Below are 17,165 nucleotides of genomic sequence, written 5' to 3' on the forward strand. Positions count from 1 at the left end.
CGGGTCGGTGTTCACGGGAGGACCACGGAACCGTCAGTGTCGTCGAAGAAGCCGGACTGCAAGTCCCCGATGATGGTGTCGAGTGGCTGCCCACTGACGATGAACGGTCCGCTCCAGGGGGCGCTGAGGGCGAAGAGCAGCGCGAGGCTCAGCCCGACCACACTCGCGACACCTACGATGAGCAGCGATGTTCGCAGGCTGCTGCGGAAGACCAGTGCGCCGGAGTTCACGATCAAGGCCAGTCCGCTGACCACGAGCGTGACGACGTAGAGCGAGGGGACGTCGCGCGAGGCGGCCGCGACGCGGGCGCGACGACTGCTGGTGACGCCGTCCAGGGAGATCACCAGCTCCGCGCCTGCCGGGGTTCCCACGGCGGGCCGGGCGGCCTCGGCGCGCACACTCCGCTCCAGCCGTGCGATGGCGTGAGCGGTGGCCGCATCGTCACCGGACGCCGCCGCCGCACCCTCCCACTCCCTGGCACGCGTGCTCTGCAAGTAGTCCAGCAACGCCGCGTGGATCGGATCCGAGTGGACTCGCGGGCTGGTCGCCGCCCATGCCAGGCGGGAGGCCGCGGCCGCCTCGTCGCTCACCAAGCCCTCGGCTGCGCGCAGGTAGCCGGCCTCGCTTGCCAGTGAGAGCGCCGCAAAGATCGCGAAGGCAGCGCCGAGTGTCGGCATCAGAGGCGTGGCGATCTGCGGCACCCGATCCCGTTCCCCGGCCGGTACGAGCACCCGGACGCCGACCCGGGCCACGGCCGCGACCAGCAAGGCAAGCACGAGTCCGCCCACAACCAGCACCACCGCCGGCAGCGAGGTCAACCAGTTCACCACATCACCTACAGCGCGTTTCCGGGAGCTCTCCGCGGCGGAGGGGCATAGACCCCAGCGACCCGGAGCTCCTCGTCGATCACTTTCGATGAGCGCTCCATGATCACAGGCCGAAGGCCCCTTTGACGCTCGCGACGCCCGGCACGGCATCGCTTTTCGCCCCGCACGACACCTACGGCCTGCCCCCTCCCTTCACCCCCTGCTCATCGGCATCCCGGCGAGCAGGCCGGCGACCAGGTCGCGTGGCAGGCCGTAGGTGTCGTGGAGACGGTCGTAGTCGTCCTCGCTCAACGGGCCCCGGAACTCCGGGCGGGAGAGGACGCGGCGGCCTCGGACGAGGAGTGTGGCGAAACGGCGTTCCTCCCCGAGGAGCACCTCGCGGACCGGGGTGGAGCCGCCCGGCTGGTGGAAGTGGGCCAGGGTGTGGTCGAGGAGTTCCACCGGCAGGTCGGACAGCGTGCGGGAGGGGTCGTCGCGCCACAGGGCCGTGAGGAGGCGGCGGACGAGGCGGCGCAGGACGTAGCCGCGGCCGTTGGCGGTCGGGTGTACGCCGTCGCCGAGGATGACGACGCTGGAGCGCAGGTGGTCGCTGACGAGGCGCAGGGTCGGCTCGTCCAGGTCCCACAGCGGTGGGAGCAGCCGCATCCAGGGTTCGAACAGGTCGCTGTCGTAGACCGACGTGTGCCCCTGAAGGACCGTCACGAGCCGTTCCAGGCCCATGCCGGTGTCGATGGAGGGCCGTGGGAGGGGTTCGAGGGTGCCGTCCTCCTGGCGGTCGTAGCGCATGAGGACGTGGTTCCAGATCTCGACCCAGCGTGGGTCGGTCGTGGGGCTGCCCTGGGGCGGGGTGCCGGGGCCGCCGGTCCACACGAAGATCTCCGAGTCGGGGCCGCACGGGCCGACGGGGCCGTTGTCCCACCAGTTCTCCTCGCGGGTCAGCTCCACGGGCACCCCCAGTTGCCGCCAGGTGCGCAGGGACTCGGTGTCGGGGCCGACCTGGTCGTCGCCGCCGAAGACCGTGGCGTGCAGGTGCCCGTGCGGGATGCCGAAGCCGTCGCGCAGCAGCTCGTGGGCCCAACGCAGGCTCTGTTCATGGCCGTAGTCGCCGAGTGACCACGAGCCGAGCATCTCGAAGACCGTCAGGTGGGTGGAGTCGCCCACCTCGTCGAGGTCGGTGGTGCGCAGGCAGCGCTGGACGTTGGTGAGGCGCCGTCCCTGCGAGTGCGGACGGCCCATCAGGTACGGCGTGAGCGGGTGCATGCCGGAGGTGGTGAAGAGCACCGGGTCGGACGGGGGTGGCAGGAGTGTGCTGCCGGTGACGAGCCGGTGTCCGCGCTCGCGGTAGAAGTCGGTGAAGGTGCGTACGGTCCGGTCCGTGTTCATCACGGTGTTCATGGCTGTTCCCTCGGGTTCGTGGGGGCATCCGGGTCATCGAGTACGGAGACCGGAAGGAACCGCGGGGAACGGGGCGCGGACAGGGGTCCGGCGGTGATCCGGCGGTCCGTCTCCGGCCGCCGGGGTGAGTGTCAGGTCAGACGTCGGCAGCCGGTGAGCTGGTCGCTCGCGCGGCTGCGGTGGTGGTGTGGGTCATGACCTGCATGGGTCGCACGCTAACAGCGGGCGGTGCGGGTCGTCGCGGGGTTTTTCCGGGTGCGGGCCAGCGGCCGGAGGCGTTGCCGTCCGGCATAGAGTCGGTCTCCCGGCCATGGGACGTGGAGAGGAAGCGACGTGCGGCTGCGCTGTGCTGTGCTGGACGACTTTCAGAAGGTGGCGACCGAGGTGGTCGACTGGTCGCCGATCGCCGGTGAGGTGGAGGTCGTGTCCTTCGACACCCACCTGGACGGCGAGGACGCCCTGGCCACGGCGCTGGCGGACTTCGACATCGTGGTGACCCTGCGCGAGCGCGTGCCCTTCCCCGGGTCCTTGATCGCCCGCCTGCCGCGGCTGAAACTGCTCGTCGCCTCCGGCATGCGCAACTCGGTCATCGACTACACGGCCGCCGAGGAGCACGGCGTCACCGTGTGCGGCACGGCAAGCTCCTCCACCGCGCCCGTGGAACTGACCTGGGCCCTGCTGCTCGGCCTCGCCCGCGGCCTCGTCGAGGAGAGCAACGCCCTGCGCTCCGGCGGCCCCTGGCAGTCCACCGTCGGCGCCGACCTGCACGGCCGCCGCCTCGGGCTGCTCGGCCTCGGGAAGATCGGCAGCCGTGTCGCCCGGATCGGCCTCGCCTTCGGCATGCACGTCAGCGCGTGGAGCCAGAACCTCACCGAGGAGCGCACCGCGGAGTTCGGTGTCGAACTCGCCCCGTCCCGGGAGGAGCTCCTCGCGAGCAGCGACTTCGTCTCGGTCCATCTCGCGCTGAGCGACCGCACCCGCGGGCTGCTCGGCCCCGCCGAACTCGCCCTCCTCAAGCCGACCGCGTACCTGGTCAACACCTCGCGCGCGGCCATCGTCGACCAGGAAGCGCTCCTCGCCGCGCTGCACGAGGGCCGGATCGCCGGCGCCGGCGTCGACGTCTTCGACATCGAGCCCCTGCCCGCCGACCACCCGATGCGCACCGCGCCCCGTCTCCTCGCCACGCCGCACCTCGGCTACGTCTCCCGGGCCAACTACACGACGTACTACGGCCAGGCGGTCGAGGACATCCGCGCGTACCTCGCGGGCGCGCCCGTACGACGGTTGCCCTGACGCCCGGACACACGGACGGCCGGGACCCGGTATCGGGTCCCGGCCGTTCTCCGCTCAAGCGGGTGGACGCACGCGAGGGGCGACGACGTGGACAAGGCGCCTCGGGCTCGGGGCGTCAGGCCTTCTTGCCGGAGACGACGGTGTCGCTGACGCAGGAGACCTGGCTGTGCGACGTCGGGCAGTCCTGCGTCGAGTTGTTGACGACGGTGACCTTGTTGCCGTTCTCGGTGGTGTACGTGTACTGGCTCAAGTCCACGCAGCGAACCTGACCGTTGCCGTCCTCGACACACTTGCCGGGGTCACCGTCGGTGGTGGCCTGGGCGGCACCGACACCGATCAGGGCGAAGCTCCCCAGAAGCCCCGCCACCGCCGCGATCTTCCTCGAATTGAGCATTTACCTTTTCCTTTACGGTCGACTCCCCGCCACTGGACGACGGAGTCGTTCCGGACACGATTACCGGCGAAGAAGCCAAGAGGCAGGCCCCGCGGCTCGGACACCTGGTTCGAGCCCCGGGGCCTGCCTGGATCACCTGGATCGGTGATTACTTGCCCAGGGAGAAGGTCTGCGAGCAGGTCACGGACTCACGCTCGCTGTTGTCCTGGTTGGCCAGGCCCAGCAGGGCGACGTTGACGTTGACGTCGTCGATGTTGATGAGACCCTCACGCGAGTCGTTCTGCTCGCACGACTGGTTCTGCTTGTTGTCGAGCTTGAACTCGTCGTTCCCGCCCGCAGCGTGACCCACGCCGGCGCCCAGGAAGCTGACGCTGCCGAGCATGGCCACGACGACTGCGGCCTTCTGGTACTTGCGCATTACTTCTCCGATTCTCGAGTCGACACAGACCGTGATGGGCTGGTCACCAACAGTCGCCAACTTTATGCGACTCGCACCGCTCCCACCGGGGCGAAACGCCCAATTCCGTAAGTTTCTTGAAAAGACACGCTGGAGGGGCAGTTCACCGACAGGGCGTCAGCCCCTCGTCGTGGGGGCCACCACGGTGTCGACGCAGCTGACCTGGCTGTGCGCGGCGGGACACACCTGCGTGGAGTCGTTGACGACGGTGACGTTTCCACCCTTGTCGGTGGCGACCTGGTACTCGCTCGTCTGGACGCAGCGCACCTGCCCCTTGCCGTCCTCGACGCACGCGCCGGGGCCGCCGTGAGCGGAGGCCTGGACGGCGCCGGCGCCGATGAGAGCGACGCTCCCCAGGAACCCCGCCACCGCCGCGATCTTCTTCGAGTTGAACATCTGCCTCTTCCTTTGCCAGAAGCCAGGAAACAGGCCCCGGGGCTCGGACACATGGTTCGAGCCCCGGGGCCTGCTCAGATCACGAAGATCAGTGACCGCCGCGCAGCGAGAACGCCTGCGAGCAGGTCAGGGACTCCTTCTCGCTGTTGTCCTGGTTCGCCAGGCCCAGCAGGGCGGCAACGTTGACGTTGACATCGTCGACGTTGACGAGGCCCTGGGTCGAGTCGTCCTGCGAGCAAGACTGGTTCTGCGTGTTGTCGAGCTTGAACTTGTCGTCCCCGCCCGCAGCGTGACCCACGCCGGCGCCGAGGAAGCTGACGCTGCCGAGCATGGCCACGACGACCGCGGCCTTCTGGTACTTGCGCATTACTTCTCCGATTTCTCGAGTCGACACAGACCGTTATGGTCCGGTCACTGACAGTCGCTAACATAAGCGGCACCAGGGGCTTTTGCCACGCGAAACGCCCCGCAGCATGGCTTTCTTGTGAAAGTGCAGGCCACAGCGCTCCCGCGGATGCATCGAGTGGGTCAAGCAGGGGGCGAGCGGGCGCCCTGTTCCGCTGGCGCACAGGCGGCCGCAGCCACCCGCGGTCGCAGGTGGAGGGCCACCCCGCCCGTTCACGCGGCGCAGAGGCCGTGCAGCGAGCAGGAGACCGCGAACAACACCCGAATGGCCGAGCCTCTGTTCAAGACGGGTGATCTGGTGAGGATTTGTCGTGACTGGTCCGGGGTCCTCGCGTTGAAGGGGCAGTGCGGTCGCGCGTACTGCTGCCGTACTTACCTAGTCAGTAAGGGAGAACGTGATGTCTCGCATCGCGAAGGTTGGCGCTGTCGCTCTCGGCACGGGCGCCGTGGTGCTCAGTGGGGCCGGTCTCGCCGCGGCGGACGCGGGTGCCAAGGGTGCCGCCATCGGCTCGCCCGGCGTCCTGTCCGGCAACGTGGTCCAGGTGCCGGTCCACGTGCCGATCAACGTGTGCGGCAACACCGTCAACATCGTCGGCCTGCTCAACCCGGCCGTCGGCAACACCTGCAAGAACGAGGGCCACAACAAGAAGAAGGACGACAAGAAGAGCGGCTCGAAGAGCGGCCACCGCCACTGACGTCCACTGTCCGACTCGAGAGCCCCGGCACCCGATCGCCGGGGCTCTTTCCTTCGTCGGCGCCCGGAATCCGTGTCACCTCAGGCGTAGCGGTAGATCCGGCCGACATCCTCCAGCTCCTGCGGTGTCACGTCCCACGGGGGCAGCTTCTGGCGCCGGGCCACGATCCGGCCGTGCTGCCGGTCACTCTGGCGGGGCGGTGTCGCGGGGAGGTATCCGGCGCCGCGGTGGCGGCGTTGCCAGCGGTACCACTGGAGGTCGATGAAGGCGTGGTGCAACCAGAACACGGGGTCGTTGACGGAGGCGCCGCCGAGCATGTCACCGCCGACCCAGCCGTGCACCCGGTTGTGGTTGCGCCACGAGGTGTCGTCCCCTCGGCTGCTCCAGCCCTCCAGCTTGTTGCGGAAACCGCGCGTGACCGTCGAGTCCCAGGGCGACACGTCGTAGACGGGATCCTTCAGCGCCCACTCCAGTTCGCTCTTGGTGGGCAGTGCGATCGGGTCGCCGCGGCGTCCGAGGTCCCGGGTGAGGAACGTCCTGTCGGTCACGTTCACCTTGATGGTCCAGTGGCCTTCCCGATGGGCGAACGGGCCTGTCGTCACCTGGTGGTCCAAACGGCGCCCGTCACCCCCGAGGAGATCGGCCGTCCAGGGCGCGGAGGTGGGTGTGCGGTCGCGCGTCCAGTCCCAGTACGGCAGCGTCACCGAGGAGTCCACCCGGCGCAGCGCGCGCTCCAGGTCGAGCAGGAACCGGCGGTGCCAGGGCAGGAACGAGGGCGCCATGTGGGCGGCGCGCAGCCCGTGTTCGCCGTCCACGGAGAAGTACTCGATGTGCATCCGCACGAACTCGTCGTACTCGCCCCGCCGTTTGACCTCCAGCAGCGCCTTGACGAACCGGCGCCGTTCCGCCCTGGTGAGCGTGGCGGCGTCCTTACGTACGTACGCCACGCCGGTCCCCCATGTGCACGTGCTCCGCGCCTTCCTGGCCCGCGGCCGGGTCGCGCAGGCGCTGTCCGGGGCCGAGCTGGTCGACGGCCGCGCGGGCGGCCTCGAGCGGTGAGCGGTAGGAGCAGTAGTGGTCGACCATGCTGAGCCAGGTTCCGTCGGCCCGGCGCATCAGGTGCAGCGGCCGGCCGTCCACGGTGACGTGCCAGCGGCCCTCCTCATCGGGGCCGAGCGGCGGGGTCCACACCGCGCCGATGCGACGGCCTCGGTAGGTCTGGGCGAAGGTGGTGCGGGTCGGGGTGGCCCCGGGCCCGGAGCGCTGCGGCAGGACGGCGGCGGCCACCGGGGCAGCCAGGGCCGCGGCGAGGGCGCAGGCGCGCAGACCCCGCGTCACCTCCCGCCGCGTACTGCCCGTCTCCTGCCGCCTACTGACCGCTTCCCGCCGCGTGTTGCCCGTCTCCCGCCGCGTACCACCCGCCTCCCGTGGTGAGCTGCCCGCCGCTTGGGGGCGCGCCGGGGCCGGTGTCCCGCCGCTCGCCGGTCCTCCGCCTCCGCTGACGACCATGGTCCACTCCTCGTCCGGTTTCCGCTGTCGTAGCGGTAACCGCCGGACGTCCCGCGCGGTCACCGCCGCGCGGCCAGACAAGTGATCTTCAGCGTCCGTCCCGGCGGGGAGCGGGGCGCGTCACCGGCCGGGCACAAACGGAGGGCCGGTCCTCGGACTTCTCGAGGACCGGCCCTCCGTAGGGCGTGGTTCCAGCCCTAGAACCACAGGTTGCCGTGCATCGGCTTGACGTCGTTGACCACGGACGCGGCGTTCTTCGCCGTGCTGACCAGCGACTCCTTGCCCTGGGCGCTCACGTCGAAGGGGATCCTGGTGCTCACGCCGCCGGTGAGGTCGGTGGACGCCAGGTCACGGGTGCCCTGAGCGGCCGGAGCGGGCTCAGGAGCGGAAGCCGGCTGAGCGGCCGGAGCCGGCTGCGGAGCGGGCGGAGCAACGGGAGCGCTCTGCACAGCCGGAGCAGCCTGAGGAGCCGGGGCGGCCTGAGGAGCCGGAGCAGCCTGAGGAGCCGGAGCGGCCTGAGGAGCCGGGGCGGCCTGAGGGGCAGGAGCGGCCTGAGGGGCAGGAGCGGCCTGAGGAGCCGGAGCGGCCTGAGGAGCCGGAGCGGACTGGGCAACCGGGGCGCTCTGCACAGCCGGAGCGCTCTGAGCGGCGGGCGCGCTCTGCACCGGAGCGGCCTGAGCGGCCGGGGCACTCTGGGCGGCCGGGGCGCTCTGCACATCCGGGACGCTCTGAGCGGCGGGAGCGCTCGGGGCGACCATGGCGTCGTGGGCGAACGCCGGTGTGGCGGAACCAGCGGCGATCAAGGACCCGGCAAAGACGGCGGCAGCCTTCAGAGACTTCATCGTGTTCCTTTCTTCGGCAACGCACGTCGCCGGAGGGGTTTCTGTCGCCGTGCCTAACGAGCTCTGGCCTGGGCGGAAACCGAGATCCCGAAGATTGCCGATACCTCATACGAGATCTATTAAAAGACCGGCGCCGAGGGCGGAAAGGAACCGGGGGAAAACGTGAAGCCGGACGGGGGACACGACAGTCGTGGTGCCGCTCCGAGAGGGCCGGCACCACGACTGGACGAGCTCGGGATCAAGGGGCCGGCGGGAGCGCCGGCGTCAGCAGCGGGACATCAGGGTAGGTGACGGCCTCGGGAGTCAAGAGCGCGGACGTGTCGGCCGGGGCGCTCGACGACGTCGCGGAAGTGGACTGCTCCGCGGGCAACAGGTCGCTTCCGACCAGCGCGGCGAGCAGGTCGTCCACACCGCCCAGCAGCTCGTCGACCGTGGGAAGGACACCGCCGACGCCGGAGGTGATCGTCTCCAGGAGGCCGTCGACAGCGCCCAGCACGAGTTCCAGCAGGTCGCCCACGGGGTCGGCGGCGCGCGGCTCGGGCGCGACGGGCATCACGGCGGGCAGCACGGGGGCCGGCAGCAGTACGACCGTCGACTCGTCCGGGTTCTCGGTGTTCCGGGCGGCCGCCCGGGCCACGGCGGCCTTGGCGGCGTCTCCCAGCTTCCGGGCCTCGGTCGCGGACAGTCGGCCGTTGCCGTCCCGGAGTACGGCGTTGAGCAGGTCGGCCACCGGGGTGAGATCGCCCCAGTGGAGTCTTCCGATCTGTACGAGACGCGCGTCCGCGCCGGGGAGCCGGGCCTCGGGCGCCACATGGCCCTGCCCGCCGACCGAGTCGGCCGCCATGGCGACGGGGCCGGCGATCCCGACCAGAAGGGCGGCGCAGAGTGCGCTGGAGGCGATGCGCCGTGCGGGCAGAGCAGGCATGAGAATTCCTTTCGACGGCGTTGGATCTTGAGCCCACCGTGAAAGCGCCCGGGTCTTCCCGCAACTGTTCATAGGCTTTTCGGGATTACGTGATTCCCCCTTTTGCGCGTCCATCCTGATCAGACGGTGTGTCAGGAAACCTCCCCCCGGCCCCTGCCGGAGCAACACACCGGCCTTCCCCGCTCGGGGCACCGGGGCCGACGGCCGCGCATCAGTCAACACACGCGGTTTCACTATTCCGACACACTTGTCAGACTTCACCGAATTTCTTCGACTATGTCCGATTCATGACTAGAGTTGCGAACCGCCCGACGCCCTCCCCAGCGCGGACACATCGCTCTCGTGGCGCTGCTGCCACGGCCACCTGTTCCGAAAGGCAACAAACGGTCATGCGTCATTCCCTGGGCCCGCTGTTCCGCCGCGCGACCGTGGGCGTCCTCGCCCTTGCCGCCGTGTGGGCAGCGGGCGGTTCTCCGGCGGCCGCACCGGCCGCCGCCCCCTCACCGGAGGCCGAGAGCCTCGTCTTCGGCGAGCGGTACCGCGCGCTGCAGCACGGCAGCATCGTACGCGCGGCCAACGCCTCGATCACCTGCCGCGCGACCCATCGGCCGGCGTGTCCGGACGCGCAGGCGGGCGGATCCGGTGCGAACGGCGACTTCGACATGTTCTACGTCGACGTCGACCGCGATCCCAACACCTACAACTCCTCCCGCGGGGAGGTCCGCCTGCCCAGCGGCGCCCGGGTGTCGTACGCGCGCCTCTACTGGGGCGGCAACCTGCGCGTCGGCGAACAGAAGCCGGCGGAGGACAACGGGCGCGTGCTGGTCGCCGAACCCGGCGGCGAGTACAAGGAACTGATCGCCGACACGGTGGTCGGACACCGCGTGCTGGACGGCATGGACGCCTTCCAGGCCTCGGCGGACGTGACACGGCTGGTGCGGGAAGGCGGCCCGGGCCTGTACACCGTGGCCCAGATCAACATCGCCATGGGCCGATCGACGGCCGGGTCGTGGGGCGGCTGGACGCTCGTGGTCGCCTACGAGCACCCCGAGGAGCCGCTGCGGCACCTCTCGCTCTGGGACGGCTTCGCCCCCCTGAACTCCGGTGGGGGACAGACGATCCAGCTGACCAACCTGGGCTGGGCCGCCGGCGCGGGAGGCCGCGCGGGGCTGGTGGCGTACAACGGCGACCGGGGAAGCGGCGGCGACACGTTCACCGTGACGACCGGTCAGTCCGAGAACGCCCTCAGCAACGCGGCCAACCCCCAGAACGACGTCCTCAACTCCACCATCAGCGAGCCCGGGGCGGATGCGGCACGGGTCCCCGCGTACACCAACACCCTCGGCTACGACTCCGACGTGTTCGACCTCGGGAGAAGCCTGGAGCGCGCCGGCGACCAGGCGACCTTCCGGATCCGGTCCCAGCAGGACGCGGCATGGGCCGGCGTGCTCTTCGCCGCCGTCGACGCACGGCGGTGACTCCGACGCCGTCCGCCCCGAACGCCATCGCGAGCGAGGAATCCGCGCACATGCATCCGTCATCGACCGCCCCTCTCCCCAGAGTCCTGCACCTCACCCAACCGGTGGACGGCGGCGTCGCGCGCGTCGTGACGGACCTGGTCCGGGCCCAGCTGTCGGACGGCCTGGACGTCACCGTGGCCTGCCCCGACAGCGCGCTCACCACGAAACTGCGCACGCTCGGCGCGCGCGTACGGCACTGGCACGCGACACGGTCGCCGGGGACGTCGCTGCTCCGGGAGGTACGGCACCTGGCACAGGTGATCGACGAGGTACGTCCCGATCTGGTGCACGCCCACAGCGCGAAGGCCGGACTCGCCGGACGGCTCGCGGTGCGCGGGCGGATCCCGACGGTCTTCCAGCCGCACGCCTGGTCGTTCGAGGCGGTCGGCGGCGGCACCGCGGCCCTGGCGCTGATGTGGGAACGCTGGGGGGCGCGGTGGGCCTCACGCGTGCTGTGTGTGAGTGAGGCCGAGCGCGCGACCGGCATGGGCGCCAGGATCACCGGCCGGTGGACCGTCGTCCCCAACGGCATCGACCCGGAGCGCTTCCACCCGGCCGCCGCCGGCACCGTACGGGCCGGGCTCGCGCCGCTCGCCGGCATCCACCCGGCGGCACCGCTCGCGGTGTGCGTGGGGCGGCTGTGCCGGCAGAAGGGGCAGGACGTCCTGCTGCGGGCGTGGGAATCCGTCGTGCAGCGGGTGCCCGACGCCCGCCTCGTCCTGGTCGGTGACGGGCCCGACCTCGACCGGCTGCGCGAAGGCGCCCCGCCTTCCGTGGTGTTCACGGGAGCCGTCGCCGACGCCTCCCCCTGGTACCAGGCCGCCGACCTCGTCATCCTGCCGTCCCGCTGGGAGGGCATGGCCCTCGCGCCGCTGGAGGCGATGGCCTGCGGGCGGCCCGTGGTGGTCACGGACGTCGACGGCGCCCGCGAGAGCCTGCCGCCCGCCATCACTTCCCGGTGCCTGGTCCCGCCGGAGAACCCGGCGGCACTGGCCGGGGCCGTCACCGAGTTGCTGGTCGACCCGCTGCTGCGCGAGACGCTCGGCAACCAGGGCCGCCGGCACGTGCTGTCCACCCACGACGTGCGGCACACCGCCGAAGCCGTCTCGGACGTCTACCGCGACCTGCTCGGCCCGTGGACCGCCGCCACCCCCGGCGTCATTCCCGGCGCCATTCCCGGCGCTGAGCACGGTCAGCCGCTCGACACCGGACGTGGCGCCGAGACGAACCGGACACCGCAGCGCGTCGAGCCCACCGAGTACAGGGAGTCCATCCACTCGTGACCGCCGAACGCACCGTGCCCTCCCCCGGCGTACAGCCGCGGGAGCACGGATCCTCACCAGTCACGGTCATGCCGCCGCGTGGCACCGCCACCGGCCCCCGGCTGTCCGCCCCGCGGCCCCCGGCCCGGCCCGCCTCACCCGTCCCCCTGCTCGTCGCGGACGGCGTCGCCGCCCTGGCGGGCGTGCCGGTGCTCACCGAGACCCAGCGCCATCCACTCCTGGTCACCCTGCTGATCGTCGCCGCGCTGCTGCCGCGCCGGCGCGACGGGCGGGCGCCGGTACCGGGGCTGCTGGAGGAACTGCCCGCCGTGTGCGGGCGGATCGCGGTGACCTGGCTGGCCCTCGCGGCGCTGCTGGCGGCGTACCGGCCGGAGCACGCGCTGTCCCTCGGTACCGTGCTGACGGGCCTCGCTCTGCATGCGACGGCCTGCTGTGCGCTGCGCGGAGCCGTGCACGCGCGGCGCCGCGGCGCGCTGCTGCGCCACCCGCACACCGCACTCGTCCTCGGCCCGGTCGCCACCGCGCAGCGTGTGGCGGCCGCCGTACTGCGTCACCCGCGGTGCGGCGTGCGGCCGGTGGGCATCGTCGCCGAGCAGCCGGACGGCACCGAGACCCTGCCGGTGCTGACGAACGCCGAGGAGGTCGAGCGCGCGGTCATCCAGAACGGGGTGCGGGCCGTGCTGGCCGTGCACCCCTCGGTCCGTGCCGAACAGGAGCCGCTGCTGCGGGCGCTGGCCGAGTCGGGCTGCGTGGTCTGGGAGGTCGACGCCGACACACCCTCGTACGCCACGCGGGAGCGGCTCGCCGGGTTCTCCTGCCGGCGTCTGGACATGTCCCCGGCCCGGCGGGACAGCGTGGGCAAGCGAACCCTCGACATCCTGGTGTCGGGGACATTGTTGTTGCTGGTCAGCCCGCTGCTGCTGGCCTTCGCGGCGGCGCTGCGGCTCAGCGACGGGCCGGGCGTGGTGTTCCGGCAGGAGCGCATCGGCAAGGGCGGCAAGCCGTTCACACTGCTGAAGTTCCGTACCCACCGCCCGGTCGACGAGCACGAGTCGGCGACCCGGTGGAGCGTGGCGAACGAGAACGAGATGCGCTGGTTCTGCCGGATGCTGCGGCGCACCTCGCTCGACGAACTGCTCCAGCTGTGGAACGTGCTCCGGGGCGACATGAGCCTGGTCGGACCACGGCCCGAACGGCCCTACTTCGTCACCCAGTTCGGCCAGACCTACCCCGGCTACTCGGTCCGCCACCGCATGCGGACCGGCATCACCGGACTGGCCCAGATCCACGGGCTGCGCGGCGACACCTCGATCGAGGACCGCTGCCGGTTCGACAACGCCTACATCGACGACTGGTCCCTGTGGCAGGACATCTGCATCCTGCTGCGCACCGCGGCCACGGTGGTACGTCCGACGGGGAGCTGACAGAGGTGAGCCTCGCACTGACGCCGCTCCCCCGCCGCGTCGCCGCACTGACACCGGCCCTGCCCATCGTGGCCGTGCCCGCCCTGCTGGCCCTGCCGGTGATGCCCGAGGGCGCCGGTCCCGCCGACGTGCTCTCCGGGCTCGTCGTGATCTACTGCGTGATCCGTCTGCTGCGCGAACGGCGGCGTCCGTTGTCGCCCGTCGCGGCCGTGGTCCTGGGCCTGCCGGTCGTGGGACTGGCGCTCGCCGCCATGGGGGCGCTCTCGTCCGAGGCCGGGCTCACCGGCCTCGGGCGCTATCTGCAGACGTTCGTCCTCGTTCCGGCGGCCGTACTGCTGCTGCTCCGCGACCGGACCGGCTTCCGGATGGTGGCCTGGTCCTTCGTGGGGCTCGGCCTGTGTCAGGGGGCCGTCGGCGTACACCAGTTCGTCACCCGGACCGGTGCCTCGTACCAGGGCGCGAACATCCGGGCGGTGGGCACCTTCGGGCCGCACGACGTGATGGGCATGGCGACGGCGGTCTCGCTCGGCCTGGTCTGCGCGGTCGGCATCGCGCTGGGCCGGCTGTCCGTACGGCAGCGGGTGACCGCCGCCGGGTGCGCCCTGGTCCTGTTGCTGCCGCTGGCGCTCTCCTTCAGCCGGGGAGCCTGGATCGCGACCGTCCTGACCTGCACGATGCAACTGGTGCTGGCCGGGTTCCGGCGCGCGCTGAAGGTCGCCGGGGCCGCCGTCGCCGCGGGCGTGATCCTGGTCGGCGGGTTCGGCGTGGGCTCGGCCCTCCTGCAGCAGCGGATCGACAGCATCGCCCAGGTCGCCGACGCGCCCGACCAGTCCGTCGTCGACCGGTACACCCTGTGGGCCGCCGCCACCGACATCTGGCGTCAGCACCCGCTGACCGGTGTCGGACTGAAGGGCTTCCCCGAGTACCGGGACGGGCACGCCACGCTGGCGCTGTCCTCGGGCAGCGAGACCGACGGCGCGGGAATGGTGTACCAGAGGCAGCCGCTGCTGTCGCCGCACAACATGTATCTGCTGGTGCTGAGCGAGCAGGGCCTGATCGGGCTGCTGGGGCTCGCCGGGAGCTGGCTGGCGCTGCTGGTGTGCGGGATGCGGCGGCTGCTGCGCGTCCGCGACCGCGGACCGGGACTCGACTGCGGGCTCGCCGCCTGCGGACTGCTGGTCTGGCTGCTGACGGACTTCATGTACGGGGACATCGGCGGTCCCGCGACCGTGCTGATCGCCGTGAGCATGGGGCTCGTGGCGTGGTGGGCGCTGGCCGGCGAGCCCCGTGCGGACGCGGCCCGGGTCGAGGTGCGGGAGCCCGCCGAGGAGGCTCTGGCGCGATGACGGTGGTGCCTTCGCAGTCCCCCGGGCCCGAGACGGACGACGCGGCGACCGTGCCCCCGGCGCGGGCCGCCACCAAGGCCGCGGGCAGTGCCGAACCGGTCTCGGCGTCGGCTTCCGCCTCGGTCTCCGGGCGTTTTCTGGCCAGGGCCGCGCTCGTCACGGCGTCGCTGTCCATCGCCGGTTCCCTGCTCGGCCTGGTGCGCGACCAGTCGCTGGCCCGGCTGTTCGGGGCCGGGAGCGACACGGACGCCTTCCTGGTCGCGTGGACCGTGCCGGAGTTCGCCGCCACGCTGCTCATCGAGGACGGGCTGGCGATCGCGCTGATCCCGGCGTTCAGCATGGCGCTGGCCCGCCGCGCCCGGGGTGCCGCGGGCGATCCGGTGCGGGCCCTGGTCGGCGCGACCCTGCCGCGGCTGTGCCTCGCCCTGGCCGCGGTGGCCGCGCTGGTCGCCGGTACCGCACCCTTCCTGGTCCGGGCCCTCGCCCCGGGCCTGCCCGATCCCGGGCTGGCCGCCGACTGCACCCGGATCACCGCGACCTGCGTGCTGGCCTTCGGTCTCGCCGGGTACTGCAGTGCCGCCCTGCGGGCCCACCGCTGCTTCCTCGCGCCGGCGGCGATCTACGTCGCCTACAACACCGGCATCATCGCCGCGATGTTCCTGTTCGGCGCGGACTGGGGCGTGCGCTCCGCCGCGGTCGGGGTGGCGGCGGGCGGCTGTCTGATGGTGGCGGTGCAACTGCCGTCGCTGTGGCGGCGGCTGGCGTCACGCACGCAGCCCCTCACCGGTGCCGGGGCCGCCGACACCGAGGGGCAGCCGATGCAGCTCGCCCTGGTCGCCGCCGTGCTCCTGTTCGCACTGTGCCGCCAGTCGCAGGTCCTCGCCGAACGGTTCCTCGCCTCCGGCCTGCCCTCCGGCGCCATCTCGCACCTGAACTACGCGCAGAAGGTCGCCCAGATCCCGATGACGCTGTCGCTGATGGTGTGCACCGTCACCTTCCCGGTGGTGGCGCGGGCCCTGGCGGACGGCGACACCGAGCGGGCCCGCAGCCGCGTGGAACGGGATCTCGCGCTCGCCGCCTGTCTGGTGCTGCTGGGCATGTGCGCCGTGATCGCCTGTGCCCCGCAGATGGTCGAACTGCTCTTCCAGCGGGGGGCATTCAGCGCGAGTGACACCGCGGCGACGGCGGACGTCATGCGCGTGTACGCCCTCGGGCTACTGGGCCAGACCCTGGTGGGCGCCCTCGTGCGCTCCTATTTCTCGGCGGGCCGGGCCGTCTGGTACCCCCTCGGCGCGATGACGGCGGGCATCACCGTGACGTTCGCGATCGGCGCCGCGACCGTGCACTCCTGGGGCGTGGCGGGCATCGCCGCCGCCAACGCGTTCGGCATCACCGTCACGGCCGCCCTGCTGCTCGCCGGTCTGCGTACGGGCCGGCGGAACAGTCCGTACGGCGTCTCGGTCCGTGTCCGGCAGGTGCTGGCCGAGTTGAGCAGGCTGGTGTGCGCCGCGGTCGCCGCCACGGCCGCGGGGGCGTACGCGGCGGGGCGGATGCCGTCCCCGGCGGCGGGCCTCGTGGCCGGCCTGCTGACCGTGACCCTCGTCTTCGTCCCGCTCACCTGGGCCCTCGGTGCCCAGGGCTCCGCGTCCGCCCTGCGCTCCCTACGCGCCGTCACACGAAGGCTTCCACATGGCCGTTTCCGTTGATTCCCCCGACACCGGGAGACCCCCGGCCCCGCGCAGGGGCCCGGTCCCCTGGGTGGCGATGTACCACTCGGTGGGCGACTGCTCAGACGACCCGTACCGCATCACGGTCACGCCCGAGCGGCTCGACCGGCAGCTGGCGTGGCTGCGCCGGCGCGGACTGCGGGGCGTGTCCGTGACGGAGCTGCTCGCCGCGCGCGCCCGGGGCGAGGGGCGGAACCTGGTCGGGCTGACCTTCGACGACGGGTACACCGACTTCGTCACCGAGGCCCTGCCGCGCTTGCGCCGCTGGAACTGCGGCGCCACCCTCTTCGTGCTGCCCGGGCGGCTCGGCGGCGAGAACGCCTGGGACCCGCTCGGCCCGCGCAAGCCGCTGCTGAGCGCGGACGGCATCCGGAGCGCGGCGGCCGAGGGCGTGGAGATCGGCTCGCACGGGCTGACGCACGTCGACCTCACCAAGGCGGACGACCTCACCCTGAAGACCGAGGTAGCCGAGAGCCGCGCGCGGCTGGAGGAGCTGACGGGTGCTCCGGTCGAGGGCTTCTGCTACCCGTACGGCACGATCGACGCCCGCGCCGTCGAGGCCGTACGGCAGGCGGGGTACCGCTACGCCTGCGCCATCGACCCCGGGCCGCTGACCGGTCCGCACGCCCTGCCGCGTGTGTACGTCGGCCAGGAGGACACGGCCTGGCGCCTGCAGCTCAAGCACTGGCTGCACCGGCTGCGGCGGCGTCCGGTGGAGGGCCTGTGA

At 71.7% G+C, this 17,165-nt stretch carries 18 protein-coding genes; 8 read left to right on the top strand and 10 right to left on the bottom strand.

Annotation, left to right across the window (positions count from 1 at the left end):
• Positions 1 to 11: 11 nt before the first annotated feature.
• Positions 12 to 827: a hypothetical protein gene (locus tag SSQG_RS13575; RefSeq protein WP_208865641.1), complete on the bottom strand. Its 816-nt coding sequence runs from the start codon at positions 825 to 827 to the stop codon at positions 12 to 14.
• Between the two features lie 192 nt (positions 828 to 1,019).
• Positions 1,020 to 2,210 (bottom strand): alanine--tRNA ligase-related protein, encoded by a 1,191-nt coding sequence (locus SSQG_RS13580; protein ID WP_003990340.1) that lies wholly within the window; start codon positions 2,208 to 2,210, stop codon positions 1,020 to 1,022.
• A gap of 345 nt (positions 2,211 to 2,555) precedes the next feature.
• Here SSQG_RS13580 and SSQG_RS13585 point away from each other — a divergent pair, with 345 nt between their 5' ends.
• Positions 2,556 to 3,515 (top strand): D-2-hydroxyacid dehydrogenase family protein, encoded by a 960-nt coding sequence (locus SSQG_RS13585; protein WP_003990341.1) that lies wholly within the window; start codon positions 2,556 to 2,558, stop codon positions 3,513 to 3,515.
• A 115-nt stretch (positions 3,516 to 3,630) separates the two neighbouring features.
• Here SSQG_RS13585 and SSQG_RS13590 read toward each other — a convergent pair whose 3' ends face one another.
• The 4 genes from SSQG_RS13590 to SSQG_RS13605 all read right to left on the bottom strand — a co-directional run bounded on the left by SSQG_RS13590 (position 3,631) and on the right by SSQG_RS13605 (position 5,129).
• Positions 3,631 to 3,909, bottom strand: coding sequence for a hypothetical protein (locus SSQG_RS13590; RefSeq protein ID WP_003990342.1), 279 nt, complete (start codon positions 3,907 to 3,909; stop codon positions 3,631 to 3,633).
• 148 nt (positions 3,910 to 4,057) lie between these two features.
• On the bottom strand, positions 4,058 to 4,327 hold the full coding sequence (locus tag SSQG_RS13595; RefSeq protein ID WP_003990343.1) for a hypothetical protein: 270 nt from the start codon (positions 4,325 to 4,327) through the stop codon (positions 4,058 to 4,060).
• A gap of 156 nt (positions 4,328 to 4,483) precedes the next feature.
• Positions 4,484 to 4,762: a hypothetical protein gene (locus SSQG_RS13600; protein ID WP_039932629.1), complete on the bottom strand. Its 279-nt coding sequence runs from the start codon at positions 4,760 to 4,762 to the stop codon at positions 4,484 to 4,486.
• A gap of 88 nt (positions 4,763 to 4,850) precedes the next feature.
• Positions 4,851 to 5,129: a hypothetical protein gene (locus tag SSQG_RS13605; protein WP_039932633.1), complete on the bottom strand. Its 279-nt coding sequence runs from the start codon at positions 5,127 to 5,129 to the stop codon at positions 4,851 to 4,853.
• Between the two features lie 436 nt (positions 5,130 to 5,565).
• Here SSQG_RS13605 and SSQG_RS13610 point away from each other — a divergent pair, with 436 nt between their 5' ends.
• A complete protein-coding gene (locus SSQG_RS13610; RefSeq protein ID WP_039932635.1) occupies positions 5,566 to 5,862 on the top strand; it encodes a chaplin in 297 nt (98 codons plus the stop codon).
• Between the two features lie 80 nt (positions 5,863 to 5,942).
• On the opposite strand, the gene SSQG_RS13615 is transcribed toward SSQG_RS13610, so the two are convergent.
• The 4 genes from SSQG_RS13615 to SSQG_RS13630 all read right to left on the bottom strand — a co-directional run bounded on the left by SSQG_RS13615 (position 5,943) and on the right by SSQG_RS13630 (position 9,138).
• Positions 5,943 to 6,809: a tyrosinase family protein gene (locus SSQG_RS13615; protein WP_003990347.1), complete on the bottom strand. Its 867-nt coding sequence runs from the start codon at positions 6,807 to 6,809 to the stop codon at positions 5,943 to 5,945.
• Positions 6,793 to 7,371 carry a tyrosinase family oxidase copper chaperone gene (locus tag SSQG_RS13620; protein WP_078506847.1) on the bottom strand — a complete coding sequence of 193 codons (579 nt, stop codon included), beginning with the start codon at positions 7,369 to 7,371 and terminating at the stop codon, positions 6,793 to 6,795. Before SSQG_RS13620 ends, SSQG_RS13615 begins: the two co-directional genes overlap by 17 nt.
• Positions 7,372 to 7,568: 197 nt before the next feature.
• Entirely contained in the window at positions 7,569 to 7,691 is a 123-nt protein-coding gene (locus SSQG_RS43445; RefSeq protein WP_276327127.1) for a hypothetical protein, read from the bottom strand.
• A gap of 760 nt (positions 7,692 to 8,451) precedes the next feature.
• Positions 8,452 to 9,138: a hypothetical protein gene (locus tag SSQG_RS13630; RefSeq protein WP_052310275.1), complete on the bottom strand. Its 687-nt coding sequence runs from the start codon at positions 9,136 to 9,138 to the stop codon at positions 8,452 to 8,454.
• Positions 9,139 to 9,527: 389 nt separating this feature from the next.
• Between SSQG_RS13630 and SSQG_RS13635 the strand changes: the two genes are divergently transcribed.
• Genes SSQG_RS13635 through SSQG_RS13660 form a run of 6 tightly spaced genes read left to right on the top strand, consistent with a single transcriptional unit; the run spans position 9,528 to position 17,165 of the window.
• Positions 9,528 to 10,616, top strand: a complete 1,089-nt coding sequence (locus tag SSQG_RS13635) for a hypothetical protein (protein ID WP_003990351.1) — start codon at positions 9,528 to 9,530, stop codon at positions 10,614 to 10,616.
• Between the two features lie 50 nt (positions 10,617 to 10,666).
• Complete coding sequence (locus SSQG_RS13640) at positions 10,667 to 11,941, top strand: glycosyltransferase family 4 protein (protein WP_003990352.1); 1,275 nt, start codon at positions 10,667 to 10,669, stop codon at positions 11,939 to 11,941.
• Entirely contained in the window at positions 11,938 to 13,365 is a 1,428-nt protein-coding gene (locus SSQG_RS13645; RefSeq protein ID WP_003990353.1) for an exopolysaccharide biosynthesis polyprenyl glycosylphosphotransferase, read from the top strand. Before SSQG_RS13640 ends, SSQG_RS13645 begins: the two co-directional genes overlap by 4 nt.
• Positions 13,366 to 13,370: 5 nt before the next feature.
• A complete protein-coding gene (locus tag SSQG_RS13650; protein ID WP_003990354.1) occupies positions 13,371 to 14,711 on the top strand; it encodes an O-antigen ligase family protein in 1,341 nt (446 codons plus the stop codon).
• The gene (murJ, locus tag SSQG_RS13655; RefSeq protein WP_003990355.1) at positions 14,708 to 16,417 is read left to right on the top strand and encodes a murein biosynthesis integral membrane protein MurJ; all 1,710 of its coding nucleotides are present in this window, start codon (positions 14,708 to 14,710) and stop codon (positions 16,415 to 16,417) included. Before SSQG_RS13650 ends, murJ begins: the two co-directional genes overlap by 4 nt.
• Positions 16,401 to 17,165, top strand: a complete 765-nt coding sequence (locus SSQG_RS13660; RefSeq protein ID WP_078506849.1) for a polysaccharide deacetylase family protein — start codon at positions 16,401 to 16,403, stop codon at positions 17,163 to 17,165. The genes murJ and SSQG_RS13660 overlap by 17 nt, the downstream gene beginning before the upstream one ends.

The sequence above is a fragment of the Streptomyces viridochromogenes DSM 40736 genome, assembly GCF_000158955.1.
GTDB classification, from domain to species: domain Bacteria; phylum Actinomycetota; class Actinomycetes; order Streptomycetales; family Streptomycetaceae; genus Streptomyces; species Streptomyces venetus.